This is a genomic window from Streptomyces vastus (assembly GCF_039532825.1).
Lineage (GTDB): Bacteria > Actinomycetota > Actinomycetes > Streptomycetales > Streptomycetaceae > Streptomyces > Streptomyces vastus.
In genome coordinates, this window is the sequence record NZ_BAAASJ010000031.1 from 1 (window position 1) to 15,427 (window position 15,427).

At 68.5% G+C, this 15,427-nt stretch carries 14 protein-coding genes and 3 pseudogenes; 4 read left to right on the forward strand and 13 right to left on the reverse strand.

Translation table 11 applies throughout. The annotated features are described in order from the left end of the window. From ABD357_RS14360 to ABD357_RS14380, 5 genes and pseudogenes are all read right to left on the reverse strand, one after another. A pseudogene (locus ABD357_RS14360) lies at positions 1-313 on the reverse strand (ABC transporter substrate-binding protein); the annotation flags it as partial. A gap of 75 nt (positions 314-388) precedes the next feature. Continuing rightward, a pseudogene (locus ABD357_RS14365) lies at positions 389-573 on the reverse strand (transposase); the annotation flags it as partial. Positions 574-809: 236 nt separating this feature from the next. Continuing rightward, positions 810-1,544, reverse strand: coding sequence for an SDR family NAD(P)-dependent oxidoreductase (locus tag ABD357_RS14370; RefSeq protein WP_344390273.1), 735 nt, complete (start codon positions 1,542-1,544; stop codon positions 810-812). Between the two features lie 71 nt (positions 1,545-1,615). Continuing rightward, positions 1,616-2,722: an alanine racemase gene (locus ABD357_RS14375; RefSeq protein ID WP_344390275.1), complete on the reverse strand. Its 1,107-nt coding sequence runs from the start codon at positions 2,720-2,722 to the stop codon at positions 1,616-1,618. Positions 2,723-2,847: 125 nt separating this feature from the next. Further along, positions 2,848-3,321: a RidA family protein gene (locus tag ABD357_RS14380; protein WP_344390277.1), complete on the reverse strand. Its 474-nt coding sequence runs from the start codon at positions 3,319-3,321 to the stop codon at positions 2,848-2,850. A gap of 130 nt (positions 3,322-3,451) precedes the next feature. Here ABD357_RS14380 and ABD357_RS14385 point away from each other — a divergent pair, with 130 nt between their 5' ends. Beyond that, complete coding sequence (locus ABD357_RS14385) at positions 3,452-3,682, forward strand: hypothetical protein (protein ID WP_344390278.1); 231 nt, start codon at positions 3,452-3,454, stop codon at positions 3,680-3,682. A 248-nt stretch (positions 3,683-3,930) separates the two neighbouring features. Here ABD357_RS14385 and ABD357_RS14390 read toward each other — a convergent pair whose 3' ends face one another. From ABD357_RS14390 to ABD357_RS14400, 3 genes are all read right to left on the reverse strand, one after another. Then, positions 3,931-4,173: a hypothetical protein gene (locus ABD357_RS14390; RefSeq protein ID WP_344390279.1), complete on the reverse strand. Its 243-nt coding sequence runs from the start codon at positions 4,171-4,173 to the stop codon at positions 3,931-3,933. Between the two features lie 508 nt (positions 4,174-4,681). Next, positions 4,682-5,368 (reverse strand): GntR family transcriptional regulator, encoded by a 687-nt coding sequence (locus tag ABD357_RS14395; RefSeq protein WP_344390281.1) that lies wholly within the window; start codon positions 5,366-5,368, stop codon positions 4,682-4,684. Positions 5,369-5,973: 605 nt separating this feature from the next. Beyond that, positions 5,974-6,654 carry a haloacid dehalogenase type II gene (locus tag ABD357_RS14400; protein WP_344390283.1) on the reverse strand — a complete coding sequence of 227 codons (681 nt, stop codon included), beginning with the start codon at positions 6,652-6,654 and terminating at the stop codon, positions 5,974-5,976. Between the two features lie 264 nt (positions 6,655-6,918). On the opposite strand from ABD357_RS14400, the gene ABD357_RS14405 reads away from it, so the two are divergent. Next, complete coding sequence (locus tag ABD357_RS14405; RefSeq protein WP_344390285.1) at positions 6,919-8,196, forward strand: NAD(P)/FAD-dependent oxidoreductase; 1,278 nt, start codon at positions 6,919-6,921, stop codon at positions 8,194-8,196. A gap of 213 nt (positions 8,197-8,409) precedes the next feature. Here ABD357_RS14405 and ABD357_RS14410 read toward each other — a convergent pair. Continuing rightward, positions 8,410-8,642 (reverse strand): annotated as a pseudogene (locus ABD357_RS14410) (DUF418 domain-containing protein); the annotation flags it as partial. 57 nt (positions 8,643-8,699) lie between these two features. Between ABD357_RS14410 and ABD357_RS14415 the strand changes: the two are divergent. Next, a complete protein-coding gene (locus ABD357_RS14415; protein WP_344390286.1) occupies positions 8,700-9,080 on the forward strand; it encodes an SRPBCC family protein in 381 nt (126 codons plus the stop codon). Between the two features lie 95 nt (positions 9,081-9,175). Here ABD357_RS14415 and ABD357_RS14420 read toward each other — a convergent pair whose 3' ends face one another. Genes ABD357_RS14420 through ABD357_RS14430 form a run of 3 tightly spaced genes read right to left on the reverse strand, consistent with a single transcriptional unit; the run spans position 9,176 to position 13,190 of the window. After that, on the reverse strand, positions 9,176-10,420 hold the full coding sequence (locus ABD357_RS14420; protein ID WP_344390287.1) for an NAD(P)/FAD-dependent oxidoreductase: 1,245 nt from the start codon (positions 10,418-10,420) through the stop codon (positions 9,176-9,178). Then, the gene (locus ABD357_RS14425; protein WP_344390289.1) at positions 10,417-11,868 is read right to left on the reverse strand and encodes an amidase; all 1,452 of its coding nucleotides are present in this window, start codon (positions 11,866-11,868) and stop codon (positions 10,417-10,419) included. The genes ABD357_RS14420 and ABD357_RS14425 overlap by 4 nt, the downstream gene beginning before the upstream one ends. Then, entirely contained in the window at positions 11,865-13,190 is a 1,326-nt protein-coding gene (locus tag ABD357_RS14430; RefSeq protein ID WP_344390290.1) for an Nramp family divalent metal transporter, read from the reverse strand. Before ABD357_RS14430 ends, ABD357_RS14425 begins: the two co-directional genes overlap by 4 nt. 143 nt (positions 13,191-13,333) lie before the next feature. Between ABD357_RS14430 and ABD357_RS14435 the strand changes: the two genes are divergently transcribed. Continuing rightward, positions 13,334-14,332, forward strand: coding sequence for an Lrp/AsnC family transcriptional regulator (locus ABD357_RS14435; protein WP_344390293.1), 999 nt, complete (start codon positions 13,334-13,336; stop codon positions 14,330-14,332). 196 nt (positions 14,333-14,528) lie between these two features. Here the strand turns inward: ABD357_RS14435 and ABD357_RS14440 are convergent, their stop codons facing one another. Further along, on the reverse strand, positions 14,529-15,086 hold the full coding sequence (locus tag ABD357_RS14440; protein WP_344390296.1) for a DUF1062 domain-containing protein: 558 nt from the start codon (positions 15,084-15,086) through the stop codon (positions 14,529-14,531). Between the last annotated feature and the right edge of the window lie 341 nt (positions 15,087-15,427).

The following is a 15,427-nucleotide window of genomic DNA, read 5'->3' on the forward strand; positions in this document are numbered from 1 at the left end:
AGTTGTTGATGAGGTCACACTGCGGGCGGCCCTGCTTGATCTGCGCGAGCAGCGGAGCGTCGTCCAGGTTCAGCACCTTGACGGCGACCCCGGTCTCCTGGGTGAACGGCGTGTAGATCGCCTTCTGCAGGGCCGCACCGTAGGAACCGCCGCTGTCACGGACGACCACCGTCTTACCGCCGCCCTTGCCTCCGCCGGACGAGACACGGCTCGTGCCGGTGCCGCACGCGGCGAGCGAAGGCACGGCGGCGAGGGCGGCGAGGCCGCCTACTCCGCGCAGAAGCGCTCTACGACCGATCATGGAATCACTCATGGCAATACTCCTCATCTAGGGACGCGTGGAACCGAAGGTGCGAGGGCTTTGCCTCGCAGGTGCGGGGGCCGGGGGGGGATCGTGCAGGGCGGCGAACGCGGACAGAAACATCGCCCGCTTGCGTTGCCGGTCGCCGCTTCTGGGCGCGTGTTCGCCGTGGATCGAAGTCCCCGACAACCTTGTTGTCGGGGCGACACCGGCTGGAAGGCCAGGTGAGCGGCGGTGGGGAAGCTGGAGCCGTCGCCAGCGGTGACCAGCAGGTGGCGGCGGTCCTCAGCGCGACGCGTCGCGTCCGGCGTCGGGGGTGGCCGGGGTGGCGCGGATGCGGTCCTCGGCACGGGCGCAGTGCGGGTGGCGCAGTTCGAGTGCGGCGATCGGGGCATGCGCTCGACTCGTGGCCGATCGGTCATGCAGCAATCGGCGGTCGCCCGAGGCAGAAGGCGAGACGGAAGACAGGTCGTTCAGCCCAATGCTGGTGGTGAGCCCAGCAGGGTATTCAGAAAGCGGTGTACCCGCCGTCGACGGTGAGGACCGATCCGGTCACGTACGACGACTCCGATGATGCGAAGAAGAGCACCGCGTCGGCGACCTCTTCGGGGGTGGCGAGGCGTTGGAGCGGGATCTGGGTCTCGCGCTCGCGGCGGTAGCCCTCGGGGTCGGGCCTGCGCTGGAACGCCGCTTCGATGATCGGTGTGGCGGTCAGACCCGGAGCGACGACGTTGACGCGAATGTTGCGCGGAGCCCATTCGATCGCCGCCCCCTTGGCCAGCATGATGAGGCCCCCCTTGGCGGCGGAATACAAGACCTGCCCGGACATGCCGACCATGCCCAGCCGTGAACTGACGCAGACGAACGAGCCCCCTTCGGGGGGCATCAGCGGCGCGAAGTGCTTCATCACCAGGAACGCGCTGAGCAGGTTGCTCTCGAGCACATTCTTCGCGTCGTCGTAGGCCATCTCGGTGAGCGGACTGACGGCCTGCAGGCCGTGGTTGAGGACGACGACGTCGACGGTGTCCAAGGACTCCGCGGCCTGTTTGGCCAAGTGCTCGACGAACGCCTCGTCATTGAGGTCTCCGGGAACATACAGGTCGTCGGGCTCAGCGCTGTCGAGACGCTCCCTGCGGCCGGTGAGCAGCAGCCGCGCGCCCTCGCGGCGGAAGTGGGAACTCACCGCCTCCCCGATTCCACTGCTGGCGCCGGTCACCAGGGCCGCCACGTTGTTGAGTCTCATGTCAGGTACTCCTTTGCGGGTCAGGTCGGTCGGGTGGCGGGCTCGGCCACGAAAATCGCGTCCCGCGCCGGTCAGTTGAGGAATCCGCGGGCGTCGACCGGCCACCGCTGCAGCGACGCGCCCGTGCTGTCGGTGACGATCAGTTCCTCGAAACCGAGGACGACCGGGCATACGTGGTTCGGCACCACCGGTACGACGGTGCCGACGCTGGGGCGGAACTCGCCGTCCGGCAGCGGGAGGAATCCGTGGTACTCGTTGAGCTTGGCCAGGACTGCCTTCGTGCCGGCGACGCCACCGTAGCCGAGCTCGGGGCTGCCTTCGCGGCTGAGAGCTTTGGTGCCCACATCGAGAATGACCTGGTCGCGGACCCAGTCGCTGACCACGGTTCCGGCGACGAACAGCGCGATCTGGTCGTCCGTGCAGGCGCCCAGCCGGGCGTTGTTCAGATCGCCGAAGACGTACTCGCCGGGACGGATTTCCGTGATCACGCTGCTGGTGGAGAACTCGACGGTGGGCGTGGAGCCGGCGCTGACCACCTCTGCGGTGACCCCGACGCCGGCGAGGCTGCGTACTGCAGTGGTGAGCGCGGCGTCCTGATCCTGCGCGGCGCCCTTGCGAGCGTCCCGACCGGAACCGCCGTGACCTGGATACGTGAAGACGCCCACCGGCACCAGGCCGCGCTTGCGGGCGGCGAGCGCGAGGTCGCCCGCGCGCTCGGGCGGCGCCCCGGAACGACGGGCGCCGCAGTCGACCTCGATCACGACCTGCAGCCGGTCCGGTTCGTCCCCCATCGCGTCGGCGAGGGCCTCGATCGCCGCGACGTTGTCGACGCCGACCCGCAGCCGGGCGGACTCGGCGAGCCGGCGGATCCGGGCCCCCTTCGTTCCCGAGGGCCAGATCGGGTAGGCGAGGAAGATGTCGTCGAATCCGGCCGCGGCGAAGACCTCGGCCTCACCGACATTTCCCGCGGTGATTCCGACCGCGCCGGCCTCGACCTGCCGTCGCCCGATCTCCACACACTTGTGCGTCTTGACGTGCGGCCTGACCTCGAGGTTCTGCTGGTTGGCGAAGCCCTGCATGCGGTCGATGTTGCCTTGCATGACGTCGACCACCACGATCGGCGCGGGAGTATCGATGCGCTCGACCAGAGCGTCGAGTGCTCGTTGGAGCCGGTTCACGCTGCACTCCTTGTGGTTCTGCCTGGGAATGATCGAGGGGCGCGGATGCCGACTCCCTCGAATGCCGAACGTGCCCCGGCCCGCAATATCGCGCGCGCTCGCGCCACACCGCCGTCGTGTCCGCCCTACACCGCGGTGCAGACCATCTGGATCTCGACCGGACTGTTGAGCGGCAACCCGGCGACACCGATCGCGGTGCGAGCGTGCCGTCCGTTCTCGCCCAACACCTCGATGAGCAGTTCACTGGCCGCACTGGCGACGGTCGACTGCTCACCGAAGTCCGGCGTACTGGCCACGAACACCAGCATCTGCACGATCCGGACCCGGTCCAGCTCACCCACCGCCTGCACAGCGGCAGCGAGTGCGTTGAGCACGGCATGGCGCGCGAGCTCCCGCGCCGTCTCCAGCTCGACTTCCTGGCCGACAATGCCCTGGCCCAGCAGCTCACCGTCCTTGTAAGGCAGTTGGCCCGAAATGTAGATGCTGGAGCCCAACGTCCGCTGGTCCACGTAGTACGGGTTACCAGCGAGGTCGGGAAGGTCCAGACCGAGGGCCTGGAGCCGCTCGGAAGCCGAGCCGGTGTGCGCTGCCGAAGCCACGGGCCGGCTCACTGCGCCACCGCCGCGGACGGCACAGGGCGCAAACCCTCGCAGTTGGCCACGAGAACCCGCTTCGTTTGAATCTTGATCGTCTGCACTCGGTTCTCCTCTCGAGTAACAGGGAGGCGAAATGCCGCATGGTGGCTTAAAACAGCCACTGGATTGTCGTTTGTCGACCATATGGCTGCCGTCGTTTGCTGTCAACACAAACTTCATCCTCGAGCACGACGTGGAACACCGCGTGCGGCTCGATCCGCCGCTGCTGGAAGTGACGGTCGACGCCGTGGCCCGGCTCACCGGTCTCATGCGGTTCGGAGTGGGCGAGCGTGTGCAGCACACCTGTCCGCATCACGATCGCTGACGACGGCGGGATCTAGAGCAGTTGACACGGATGGTCGACCTCACACCCGACGAGATCCCAATGCCATAAGGGTGGCTTGACCTGCTGCCCGGTTGTTCCGGCAAGGCCTACGGCGACTGGCTGCAAGCCCGTGGTGATGAGTTCGGCGACGGCGTCGAGTGGCGACTCTGGACCCGTTCCACGGCTGGAAGAACGCCATCGACGTCTAACTCGAGGACTGGGTCGCCTGCTGGACACTTTCTCCATCGTCAACTCGGCACCCATGCCGTCGACGACGTCCACCGCCGGGTGCAAGGCGACAGGAGATCACGGCCGCCGTCCCCGACCTGCCCGGTCCCCGAGATCAGCGACTCGGCGAGACCCTGAAGCAGCGCCGCGAGGCGTTCCTGGCCTACCGCGAGACCGGCTGCGCCGGCGCCAAAGCCGCCGTCAACGCCTTCATCGAGCTTCACCGACGCGTCGCCCGCGGCTTCAGGAACCGTGCCGGCCAACGGTTACGCATGCTCCTCGCCGACGGCGGCTGACCGAACCGGTGATGACGGTGACCTGCGTGGACGGCACCAGCCGCACCGAGCTGTTCCGCTTCGCGTCCACCCCGCCGAATGAGGTTGCCTTTCCCGCACGGGAGACGGCGATCTGGTGTGCGCGCAGGGGGAGATTGAATCGACGTACACGGCCTTGAAGGTCACCCAGCGCTGTGTGGGCCGGTTACTGCGCTCACGCGGCCGCGCGGCATGGAGCAGGAGATCCACGCCTGCCGGACGACACATCAGCTGCTGGGGATTTTCCAGGGGCAGGCCGCGGCCGAGCGCGACGTCGAACCCCGGCGCGTGCCCTTCACCGAGGTCCTGCCCCTGGTCGCCCACTCGATCAACGAGCGCACCGGAGTCGACGCCGACAGCGCCGCGGGGGAAGCCGCGCGTATGGCACAAGGCCGCCACGACCCGCCGTCTCCTGGAAAAACAGACCCGCTGGACACTTCACACAGGCGGCATGGCCTCATGCACGCCGGGGCGTGCGTTCCCCCTGGTCTCCCGTCTGGGCTCCCAGCCCCTTGGGGAAATGGGCAGCCAGTTCCTGGCGGAACGCGTCGGTATCGCCTTCCAGGGCAACCGCGGCCAACCTCTCGTGCTCGACGACCAACAGATGCGGGTCGTCGCTGTAAGTGCGGTGATCGACGCTGAGGTGGAGGCGCAGCTTGGTCTCCCAGCCACTCCAAAGACTCTGCAGGACGCCGTGCTCCGAGAGGTCGTAGAAGAGCCTGTGGAAGCGAAGGTGCGCGTCGATGCTGGCCGGGATGTCGTCCTTCTCAATTGCCTGGCGGAGATCCTCGACGGTTTGCAGCAATCGCGGCCGCTCAGGACCGCGCAGTGCTTCGGCCGAGAGCTCAGCGGCGTACGGCTCGACACGTAGCCGGACCGAGTCGATCTCGGCGACCTCACGAGCGCTCACCTCGACGACGAACGACCCACGGTACGGGATCTTTACGACGAGCCCTTCCTCCTCCAGCTTGGTCAGCGCCTCGCGCAGCGGGGACCGGCTGATCCCGAGATCCGCGGCGATGTGCGCCTCGCGCAGCTGTCCACCAGGAGGTACGGTCCCGTCGAGGATGGCGGCACGCAGTGCGCGGTAGACGCCGTCCGGCGTCGTCGTCCGCTGCTCCAGCCACTCGAACTTGTGGTCCACCCCGTCGCCCTCCCTTGGTCGTTTGTCGACCGCTTGGTCGTTTGTCGACTATACCTCCGGGATGAGCTGAGCACTGGAAGAGTGGGGTCTGGCGGCCGACAGGCTGATCTTGCATCGACACCTCAAGCTCGTTGTCTGCGCACGGAGTTCCCTGAACTCGCAGCCGTGCCCCTTCCGGTTCACGGGTCGCGGTGACAGGTCGGCGTCTCGGGTGGTGCCGTGTGGTTGTCAGGCCGATGCCGGGTCGGGCGACGTGGGTGCTTGTGGACCTGCAGCAGCGTGCAGCCGACCATGTAGGCGCCGTGGTCGGGGCGGTGCCGGACCAGGCGGCCCTGCTGGGACGTGTCCAGCAGAGCCGGCGTGGCTGACCGGGCCGCGGTGGAAGCGGAGCCGGTGGAACTCGCGCAGCACGGTTCCTTGGCACCGTGCACGGACTGCGTTGCGCCGTGGAGGCCGGCGCAGCACCTTCACGCCTCCGAACGCCGAGTGTTCGGCCTTCTTCATCCGGTCGGGCCGGGTGTCACTCCAAGCCGTGATCCCCGAGCCCTGGACAACGTGTTGTCCAGGGCGACAGGCGGTTGACGATGCGGTACTCACCCTTCCCGTTACGGGCGCGGCAGGCCGAAAAGGACGGGGAGGTCGGCGATGTCGGTGATCCGCTTGTAGTCGAGCCAGTGCTCGTCGTGCTCGAAGCCGCGGTCCATGTACACCTTGTTCTTGATGCCCATGTTGGCCGCGGTGCGGAGGTCGTACTTCGGGCTCGCCGAGACCCACCCGATTTCGTCAGGTGTCACGCCGAGCTTGTCCAGCGTGTATTCGAACGCACGGAGCCGTGGCTTGTAGACGCCCATCTCCTCGGCGCTGATCACGACCTCGAACGGGGCCTGGAGGTTCTCCGCGAGGCGCTTCGCATGCACGTCGTCGGAGTTCGTCACGATCACCAGCGGGTACTCCTCGGCCAGGCGCCGCAGCGCCTCGCTGACGCCGGGGTACGGGCCCCACGTGGGGATCTCCTCGTACACCGCCGGACCGTCGCTCTCGCGGTACTCCACGCCGAACCTTGCGCAGGTCCGCTCCAGCGAGTGGGCGACGACCTGGTGGAACGGCTGGTACGCGCCCAGGCACTCGTCGATCCGGTACTGGTTGCCGGTCTGCAGGAACTCGTCGGCGAGCTCGGCGGGGAGCCGGTCGCCCAGGACCCGACGGATCACCTCATTGATACGGAAGTGGATCAACGTTCCGTTCATGTCGAACGCGACGAACTTCGGCTTGCTCTCAAATTCCACGGTTCCTCCAGGTGCCGATCGAAGGGCAGTCAGCCACTGTCGCTTGTCGATTGTCGACCATATGGGTATGGTCGACAACTGTCAACAGGCCCGAACCTTCCCTCAGGCCCGCGTTGCCGGACGTCAAGGCGGTTTTCGGATGGGAACCGGAATGAACGGTGTCCGAGTGGCAGCGAGCACACTTTCGACGGTGGCGGACCACTCGAAGGGCCTGACCCACGTGCGTTCACAGCGGACAGCACTGGCAGGAGAGAGAGCAGCGACATGAAATTCACCCCCTACTGGCTCGACACCGCTCCCCAGGGTCCGGACCGGTCCCGCACCGAGATCGGTGGGCATGTCGACGTGGCGATCATCGGAGCCGGCCTGACCGGCCTCTCCGCGGCACTGCACCTGGCGCGCAAGGGCGCGAACGTGCACGTCTTCGAGAAGGAGACGGTGGGATTCGGCGCATCGGGCCGCAACGGCGGCATGGCCACCACGGGCCTGTCGATCGGGTTCCGGCAAGCGGTCTCCCGCTACGGGTTCGACACCGCGAAGGCGTATCTGATGACCTACCACGACGCGGTCGACACCCTCGAGAAGCTCGTCAACGAAGAGGGTATCGACTGCCACTTCGCTCGCACGGGCAAGCTGAACCTGGCCTCCAAGCCGGCCCACGTCGACGGTCTGCGCAAGACCCACGAGATCATGTCCGGCCGTCTCGGGATCGAGACCCGGCTGATCCCTAAGAGCGAGCTCCACTCGGAGATCGGCTCCGACCGCTTCCACGGTGGACTGTCCGACACCAAGAGCGCGGGGCTGCATGTCGGCAAGTTCACCAAGGGCCTCGCCGAGGCCGCCGCGCGGCTCGGCGTCACCATCCACGAGAAGGCACCGGTCGAGAAGGTCAGTCGACTGGACGGCACGCGGCACGAGCTGGTCACTCCGCGAGGGACCGTCCAGGCCGACCAGGTGCTTGTCGCGACCAGCGGCTACACCAGCAGGCCGTTCCGCTGGCACCAGGTCAGGATCGCGCCCGTCGGCAGCTTCATCATCGTGACCGAACCGCTGGGCAAGGACGTCTGCGACGTGCTGCTGCCGAACCGGCGGATGGCATCGAACACGTTGAACCTGCTGAACTACTTCCGGATCACTCCGGACCACCGGCTGCTGTTCGGTGGCCGCGCCCGGTTCGCCATGTCCAACCAGCAGTCGGACGCGAAGAGCGGGCGCATCCTGCACAAGGCGATGACCGAGGTCTTCCCGCAGCTCACGAACGCGCGCATCGACTACTGCTGGGGCGGACAGGTCGACATGAGCATGGACCGCATGGTGCACGCCGGCGAGCAGAACGGATTGTTCTACTCGCTCGGCTACTCCGGCCACGGCGTCCAGATGGCCACGCACATGGGCAAGCAGATGGCCGACTACATGAACGGCACGCCGACCGCCAACCCCTGGCGCGACCTGCCCTTCAGGCGGATCCCGGGACACTTCGGCCCGCCTTGGTTCCTGCCCTTCGCGGGCGGCTACTACAAGTTCAAGGACCTCATCAAGTAGGCGTGAGACAGGGGTGCTGAGCAGATGGGCGGTGAACGTATGACGCCCCCTCGCGTCACTAGTCGTACGTCTCGCCGGATCGCACCCGGTCTGCGTGTGGAGACCGGCCCGGGATCGACGGGCCCTTACGCTACGACGCCTCCAACTACCGTCTGCTGCCACGGGCCGTGGCCTTCCCGCGCACCACCGACCACGTGGTCGCGGTGCTGCGGGCAGCGGCACCCAGGACTGCTGGGTGCTGGTCTGCTGGGCATGGACAGCGCGGACTGTACGACGAAGTGGCCCACGTAGGCCGTCAGGGACATGGTGCCCACGGCGATGACCGGCTTGGCCAGGAGGCGCAGTCGCGGCAGGCGGTCCATTGCCACCGTCGCGCCCACGATCATGAGGATCGCGACTCCCACGCTGCCGATGATGTCGAACGTGGTGCCGCTGTGCGGCCCGCGGGATGCCCAGGGCCATCCGGGCGCACGGGGTGTGGTGCGTGCCGTGCTCACGCAGCCTTGACCACGGTCGATGGGCTGGCGAGCTGGTGGACGCAGGACACGGACGGCGACGGCAATGTCGGGGGAGCAATCCGGTTCCGCTTCGAGCCCGGCGGGTTCGACATGAAGGTCCTGGAGGCTCAGCCCGCCGAGCGCGTGGTCTGGGAAGTCGTCGACGGCCCTGAGGAGTGGATCGGCACGCAGATCCGCTTCGAGCTCAAGCAGGAGGACGGCTTCACGATCGTGTTGTTCCGGCACGAAGGCTGGAAGGAGCCAGTGGAGTTCATGTACCACTGCAGCACCAAGTGGGCGACCTTCCTGATGAGCCTCAAGAAGCTGGTGGAAACCGGCAAGGGCGAGCCCGCGCCGCACGACGTCAAGATCAGCAACTGGCACTAGACCTTCCGCCAGGGCATCGGGCATTCAAGTTTTTGTATCTTGACCAGCCGGGGTCGCAGGCGTGCCGATGGAGCCGCGGTGCCGTGGTCGCTCCTTCAGCGCAGTGGATGCAGCGGGGTGAGTTCGGTGGCAGGTCGGCCTGTGACGATCGATTCGGCGAGGAGTCTGCCGCTCAGCGGTCCCAGGGCGATGCCCCACATCCCGTGGCCGCCGCAGACGTGGACGCGCGGTGAGCGGGTGGGGCCGACGAGGGGGAGGCCGTCGGCGGTGCAGGGGCGTGGTCCCACCCATGCGTCGGTGCGGCGGCCGAAGTCGGCGGCGGGCAGCAGGGGGCGTGCGGCGTCGGCGATCGCCCGCACCCGGCGGGGGTCCGCGGGACGGTCGGGCCCGGTGAACTCCATCATTCCGGCGACCCGTACGCGGTCGCCCGCCGGAGTGCAGACCACGCGCTGCGCGGCGAAGTAGGTGGGCCGTGAAGGAAGACCTTCGCGCGGCAGGAAGAAGCTGTAGCCCCGGCCGGACTGGACTGGGGCGCGCACGCCGAAGGGTGCCGCCAGCCGGTCGAGCCAGGCTCCCGCGGCCAGGACGGCCACATCGGCGAGCACCTCGCTTCCGTCGGCGCTCCGCGCGGCGATCCCGGTACCGATGTCTCGGATCCGGGTGACCTCCCGCCCTGTGACGATCTTTCCGCCCCGGTCGCGGACAGAGTCGGCGAGGGCCGCGACATAGGCCCCGGGGTTGAGGTGGCGCTGGCCGTGCAGCCGTACCGCCGCGTCGATCCGTTCGGACAGCGTCGGTTCCAGATCCCGCGCATCGGTGCCGGTGAGCAGGTCGTAGTCGACGCGCTGGCCCGCGGCGCGCACGGCCTCCAGTTCCTCGACGAACGGTGTGCGGCCGGCCTGAGTGGTGAAGGCGATGAGGCACGGGTCGCTCGCCCGGGTCGGTTCGGCGACTCCGCCCCGGGCGAGCTCGTCGTACGCGGTGAGGGCACCGCGGTTGAGTGCGGCGAAGGCGCTCATCGCGACCTGCCAGCGCCGGCTTGTGCAGTTCCGGCCGAAGGACAGCAGGAAACGGACCAGACGGGCGTCGGCGCGGGGCGGAACGTAGAGCGGCGAGGTGGGTGAGAACAGCGTCCGCAGTCCCAGCCGTAGGGCGCCCGGCTCGGGCAGCGGCACGGTGAGGGCCGGGGACAGCCAGCCGGCGTTCCCCCAGGAGGCCCCTGCCGCCACGCCCCGGCGGTCGACGACGGTGACCTCCACACCTGCTTCCTGGAGGTACCAGGCCGTGGCCAGTCCCGCCATGCCCGCGCCGACCACGAGCGCGCTGCGAGGTGCTGTCATGGTCCGCTCCCTCCCACCGAAGCGACGGCCGGCCTGCGCTCCCCTGTACGCGTCGCCCTTTCGAAGGCGTATCCGGCGTCGACGACCGCCCGGTCCTGTCGGTGCGGACCGACTATCTGCAGTCCGACCGGCAGACCCGCCGGGGTGAAACCGGCCGGCACCGACAGCGCCGGACAGCCGGTGACGGAGATCAGGTAGGCCGAACGCATCCAGTCCAGATAGGTCTCCATCGGTGTGCCGTCCACGGAGGCCGGGTAGGGCAGCCGGATGTCGAACGGGACGACCTGGCTCACCGGCAGCAGCAGGAGGTCGTACGACTCGAAGAACTCCCGGACCCGGTGGAAGAGGGCGGCCTGCAGCATCTGCGCACGCCCGAGGTCCGGACCCGTGAGCTTGCGGCCTTCCTCGATGTTCCACACCACGTCCGTCGCCATCCGGTGGCGGTGCTCGTCCAGCAGGGAGCCGTAGGCGAGTTCCATCTGCCAGGCACGCTGGACGAGGAACACCTCGTCGGCCTCGGACAGGTCCGGGCAGGCCTCCTCGACCTCGCAGCCGAGCGAGGCGAAGACATCGACTACTGGGCGCAGCGCGTCCCGTACCTCCGCGTCGACGGGTACGGTCCCGCCGAGATCGGGTGACCAGGCGACCCGCAGACCGCGTACCTCCCCCTCCAGCGGCCCGGCGAAGACGGAACCCGGTGTCTCCAGGGCGAGCGGGCTGCGCGGGTCGGGGCCCGCGAGCACGGACAGGGCCAGCGCCACGTCCGTCACCGTGCGGGCCATCGGGCCCTTCACCGAGAGCTGCCCCCACGGCGCCTTGTCGGGCCACGAGGGAACCCGCCCGGGGGAGGGGCGCAGTCCGACGACGTTGTTGAAGGAGGCGGGATTGCGCAGCGAGCCGCCGGTGTCGCTGCCGTCGGCCAGCGGTTGCATTCCGCAGGCCAGGGCCGCGCCGGCACCGCCGCTGCTGCCGCCCGCGCTGCGGAAGGGGTCGTACGGGTTGTGGGTGGCCCCGAAGACGGGGTTGACGGTGTGTGAACCCATGCCGAGTTCGGGCACGTTGGTCTTGCCGATGGTGATCGCCCCGGCCCTCCTCAGGCGTTCGACGACCAGGTGGTCCCGGTCGGGAACGCGGTCGGCGAAGAGCGGTGAGCCGTACGTCGTGCGGATGCCCGCGGTGTCGTGGAGGTCCTTGTGCGCCACGGGCAGCCCGTGCAGCGGGCCGACGTCCGCCCCCGCCGCCAGCCGCGCGTCGGCCTCGGCCGCCTGCTCCAGTGCCCGCTCGGGGACGAGGGTGACGATGGCGTTCACCGCCGGATTGATGCGCTCGATCTGTTCGAGGTGGGCGGTGACGGCCTCCCGGGCGGACACGTCACGGCGCCTGATGGCGGCGGCGAGTTCGGTGGCGGTCCAGAAGCAGAGATCCGTGGTGGTCACGGTGTGGTTCACAGCCCTCCGATCGTTTCCTTGACTTGTACGACGGCCAGCACTCCGAAGAGGACGAAGGAGCCGGCCAGCAGCACGTTCGAGGCGGCCTTGTTCCGGTACGGCCGCTGAACGCCCCGGCGGTTGAGCAGGACCAGCAGCGCCCCGGACAGCAGAGGCAGGATCAGTGAACCGACGGCGGCGTACGTCAGGACCAGAGGCACCGGCCGTCCCAGGAACGTGACGGCGACGGCGGCGGCCGCGGCGTAGAGAAGGAAGGCGCGGAACGGGCGGCTGTGCTGGGCGATGTGGGGCTCGGCCGCGTCGTCCGGGACGTCGCGCAGGGTCCGCAGGGAGTCGGCCAGCAGATAGCACAGGGCGTTGAACCCGCCGACCAGCGCGCTCAGGGTCACGAGGAAGAACGTCCCGAGGAACAGCACACGGGCCACCGATCCCAGATCGGCGCCGAGTGGGTCGGCGAGAGCGGCCAGCCCTTCGTTGCCTGTGATGGTCCGCCCGCTGCCGTGGAGCAGGCCAGTTCCGACCACCGTGGTGCACAGCACGAACAGGAAGGTGAGGGCGTAACTCACTGCGGAATCCGCGCGCATGACGGGGAGTCGGCTGCGGTCCCGCCAGCCTTTCTCCCGCACCCAGTAGCTGTACGAGGCGATCCCGGCCGTGCCGCCCACGCCGCCGATGAGGGCGAGCACCGTCACCACGTCCCCCTCCGGCAGCCTCGGGCGCACCGACGAGAGCAGACCCGGCAGGTCGTCGGCGGTGGCGAGGGTGGCGACCGCCAGGACGACCATGCCGAGGAACTTGGCCAGCATGAAGACGCTCATCACCCGCTCGAACACCGTGTACCGGCCGACGTACACGATCGCGGCGGAGGCCAGCGCGATCCCGACGGCCACCGGCCGCAGCGGCAGGGCGGGGAACAGCGTGGACAGCGCCAAGGACGCCACCGAACTCAGCGCCGCCCCGTAGATCAGCGCGATGACCAGGACGAACACGAAGAACGCCACCGGCAGCCAGCGGCCGGCCGAGCGCAGGCTCGCGATCACGGTCTGCCCGGACGCCATGTACAGGCGTCCCACCGCCTCGGTGAGCGCGAACTTCAGGACGACACCGATGAGGATCGCCCACAGCAGAGCCATCCCGTAGCCGGCGGCGCCTGCGAGCGAGGTCACCATGTCGCCCGCGCCCACGCTCGCGGCCGCCAGCACCAGTCCGGGGCCAAGGAGCGCGAGCCGCCCGCGCAGGGAGGTGGGTAGGGGCGCGGGTTCGGCGGATTCGGCCGCTTGGTGCCGGAGGGAACTTCCAGGCGTCGCAGTCACGTCGACCATCTCCGTACGTGGCGTGAGTCACGGGGTCACGGGTTCGTGCGGCTCATGAGGTCCTGTCGGTCCCCATGGCAGATTCAGGCATGCTGACGGAAGGGAACAAGAATCTCGGCCGAAATGACGGAATCGGCCATATGCTTGGTCCGATGGACGCACCACAGACCGGTCCCATGGCGGATTCGCTGGACCGGCGCATCATCAGCGCACTGCAGATCGACGGCCGGGCCTCCTGGCACCGCATCGCGGCCGTGCTCGGCGAACCCGAACGCACCGTGGTCCGCCGGGGCACCCGGCTGCTGGAGTCCGGACTGGTGCGCATCGGTGCCATGGAGGCGCGCGGCCGCAGCACGGTGGTCGGCGTGCGCTGCTCCCCCGGACAGGCACGGGTGGCCGCGACGGCACTGGCCCGCCGCCCCGACTGCGTCTTCGCCCACGTGCTGACCGGAACCCCGGACTGCGTCGCGGAGCTGCTCTGCCCGCGCGACCGTCTCGCCGGTCTGGTGATGGACGAGTTGCCGGGGCTGCCGGGCGTGGTGGAGACCTTCACGTACCCGGTGCTGCGCCATGTCCGGACGATCCGCGAATGGCACGCGGGCCTGCTCACCGATACCGAGATCGACGAACTGAGGGGAGCGTCGTCCAAGGCCTCCGCGCCTCCGCTCACCGGTGATGTGCTGCCGACCGGCGACACGACACGGGAACTCTCCCGCCAGGACCGGCTGTTGCTGCACGCCTTGGCCGAGGACGGGCGCTGCACGTACGACGAACTCGCCCGTATCGCCGGGGTGTCGGAGGCCACCGCCAGACGGCGGCTGGGTGCGCTGAGGCGGGAGGGCAGGGTGCGCATCCGGGCCGTGATCGAGCCGACGCTCCTCGGACTGCCCGTGGAGGCGGTGCTGTGGGTGCGCACCCCACCGTCCAGGGTCGAGATGGTCGCGGCGGCACTGACGCAGTCCGTCCACGTCCGGTACGTCAGCTTCATCACCGGTGAACGTCAGATCCTGGTCCTGGGGGCGTTTCCCGACGAGTCGGCCCTCTACGACTTCGTGACGGGGTCCGGCTGGCTGGGGGACGTGATGTTGTTGGGAGTCTCGATGGTCCTGACCTCGCTGAAGCGGGGCGGGATGCTCGCCCCGTGGCTGTGAGACGGGTGTGCGGCCCGAACATCGGCTCGACGAGGACGGTGACCTGTCCCGGCTCGGAGTATGACCGCGTCGACCTTGATGCGCTCGCCTGTGACGCAGGCTGCCGCCGGGCTGGCGAGTTCGACGTGCGGGGCAGCGCCTGACCAGGGCCTGTCCGGCGGATCTCGCCGGACAGGCCCTGGCCCCCGGGGAGGGCTCAGCGCTTGAGCGTGAAGGTGAAGTCGCCGGAGAGTTTGCCGCTCAGCCGGACTGCCGAAACGAGCTTCCCCTCCGTGATCAGTCTCTCGACCTCGGCCCGCGAAAGACCGCAGCCTTCAGCGATCAGTCGCACCGGCCGGACAGGGATCCGCGCCGCGAAGCGGACCGACACATCGATCACATCGCTCACCTCACGGTCCATGTGATCCGATCCGCCGGTGTCCAGGCGCCAGGCGCCCGCCCAGTCGAGGGCGATGCGACTACGGCGCTGCACGACCGGATCCTGGATCAGCTCAGCTGCCAGGCCAGGGTCGTTGTCGTGCATCCGGTCCAGCAGCTCAGGTCGTACGGAGCGCACGTTCATCCGCTCCAGGACCGTCAGCTTTGCCGTGTCCCCGCAAGCGGTGCAGAGCACGAGGAGCCAGGCGTCGAGGAGCTTGTGGTTTGCGTTGACGCGAAATTTACCGTTTGGCCGGAAGCGCTCGGACGCGCACGCGTGGCAACGGCGGAGAACGGTCGGCAGGCAGGTGGGCATGACCACCCAGCTATTGAGCACAGAAGTACACCGGTTTCAGTGAGAAGTCCGCAGCAAAAAGGAGCGCGGCGCACATGCGCGACGCGCGACACATCAGCTCTCGGGAGGTCTCACACGGTGTACAACGGCACGTCCCTTGCCTGGACGACTTGGTTCGGCAGCACGGTAATGGCGCACAGCGGCGCCGTTCCACTGGTTTTCGAGCGCCTCACCGCCAGGTTCCGTCCGGCGGATCACGGAGCGGACCAGCAACTCGTACGCGGTGAGGGTGAGGATGAGGGCGATCGCCACGAGCACGCGCGTACTCAACCAGGATCGGAGCCGATCAGCCGATCACGAAGTATGCGACGGCGACCACGATC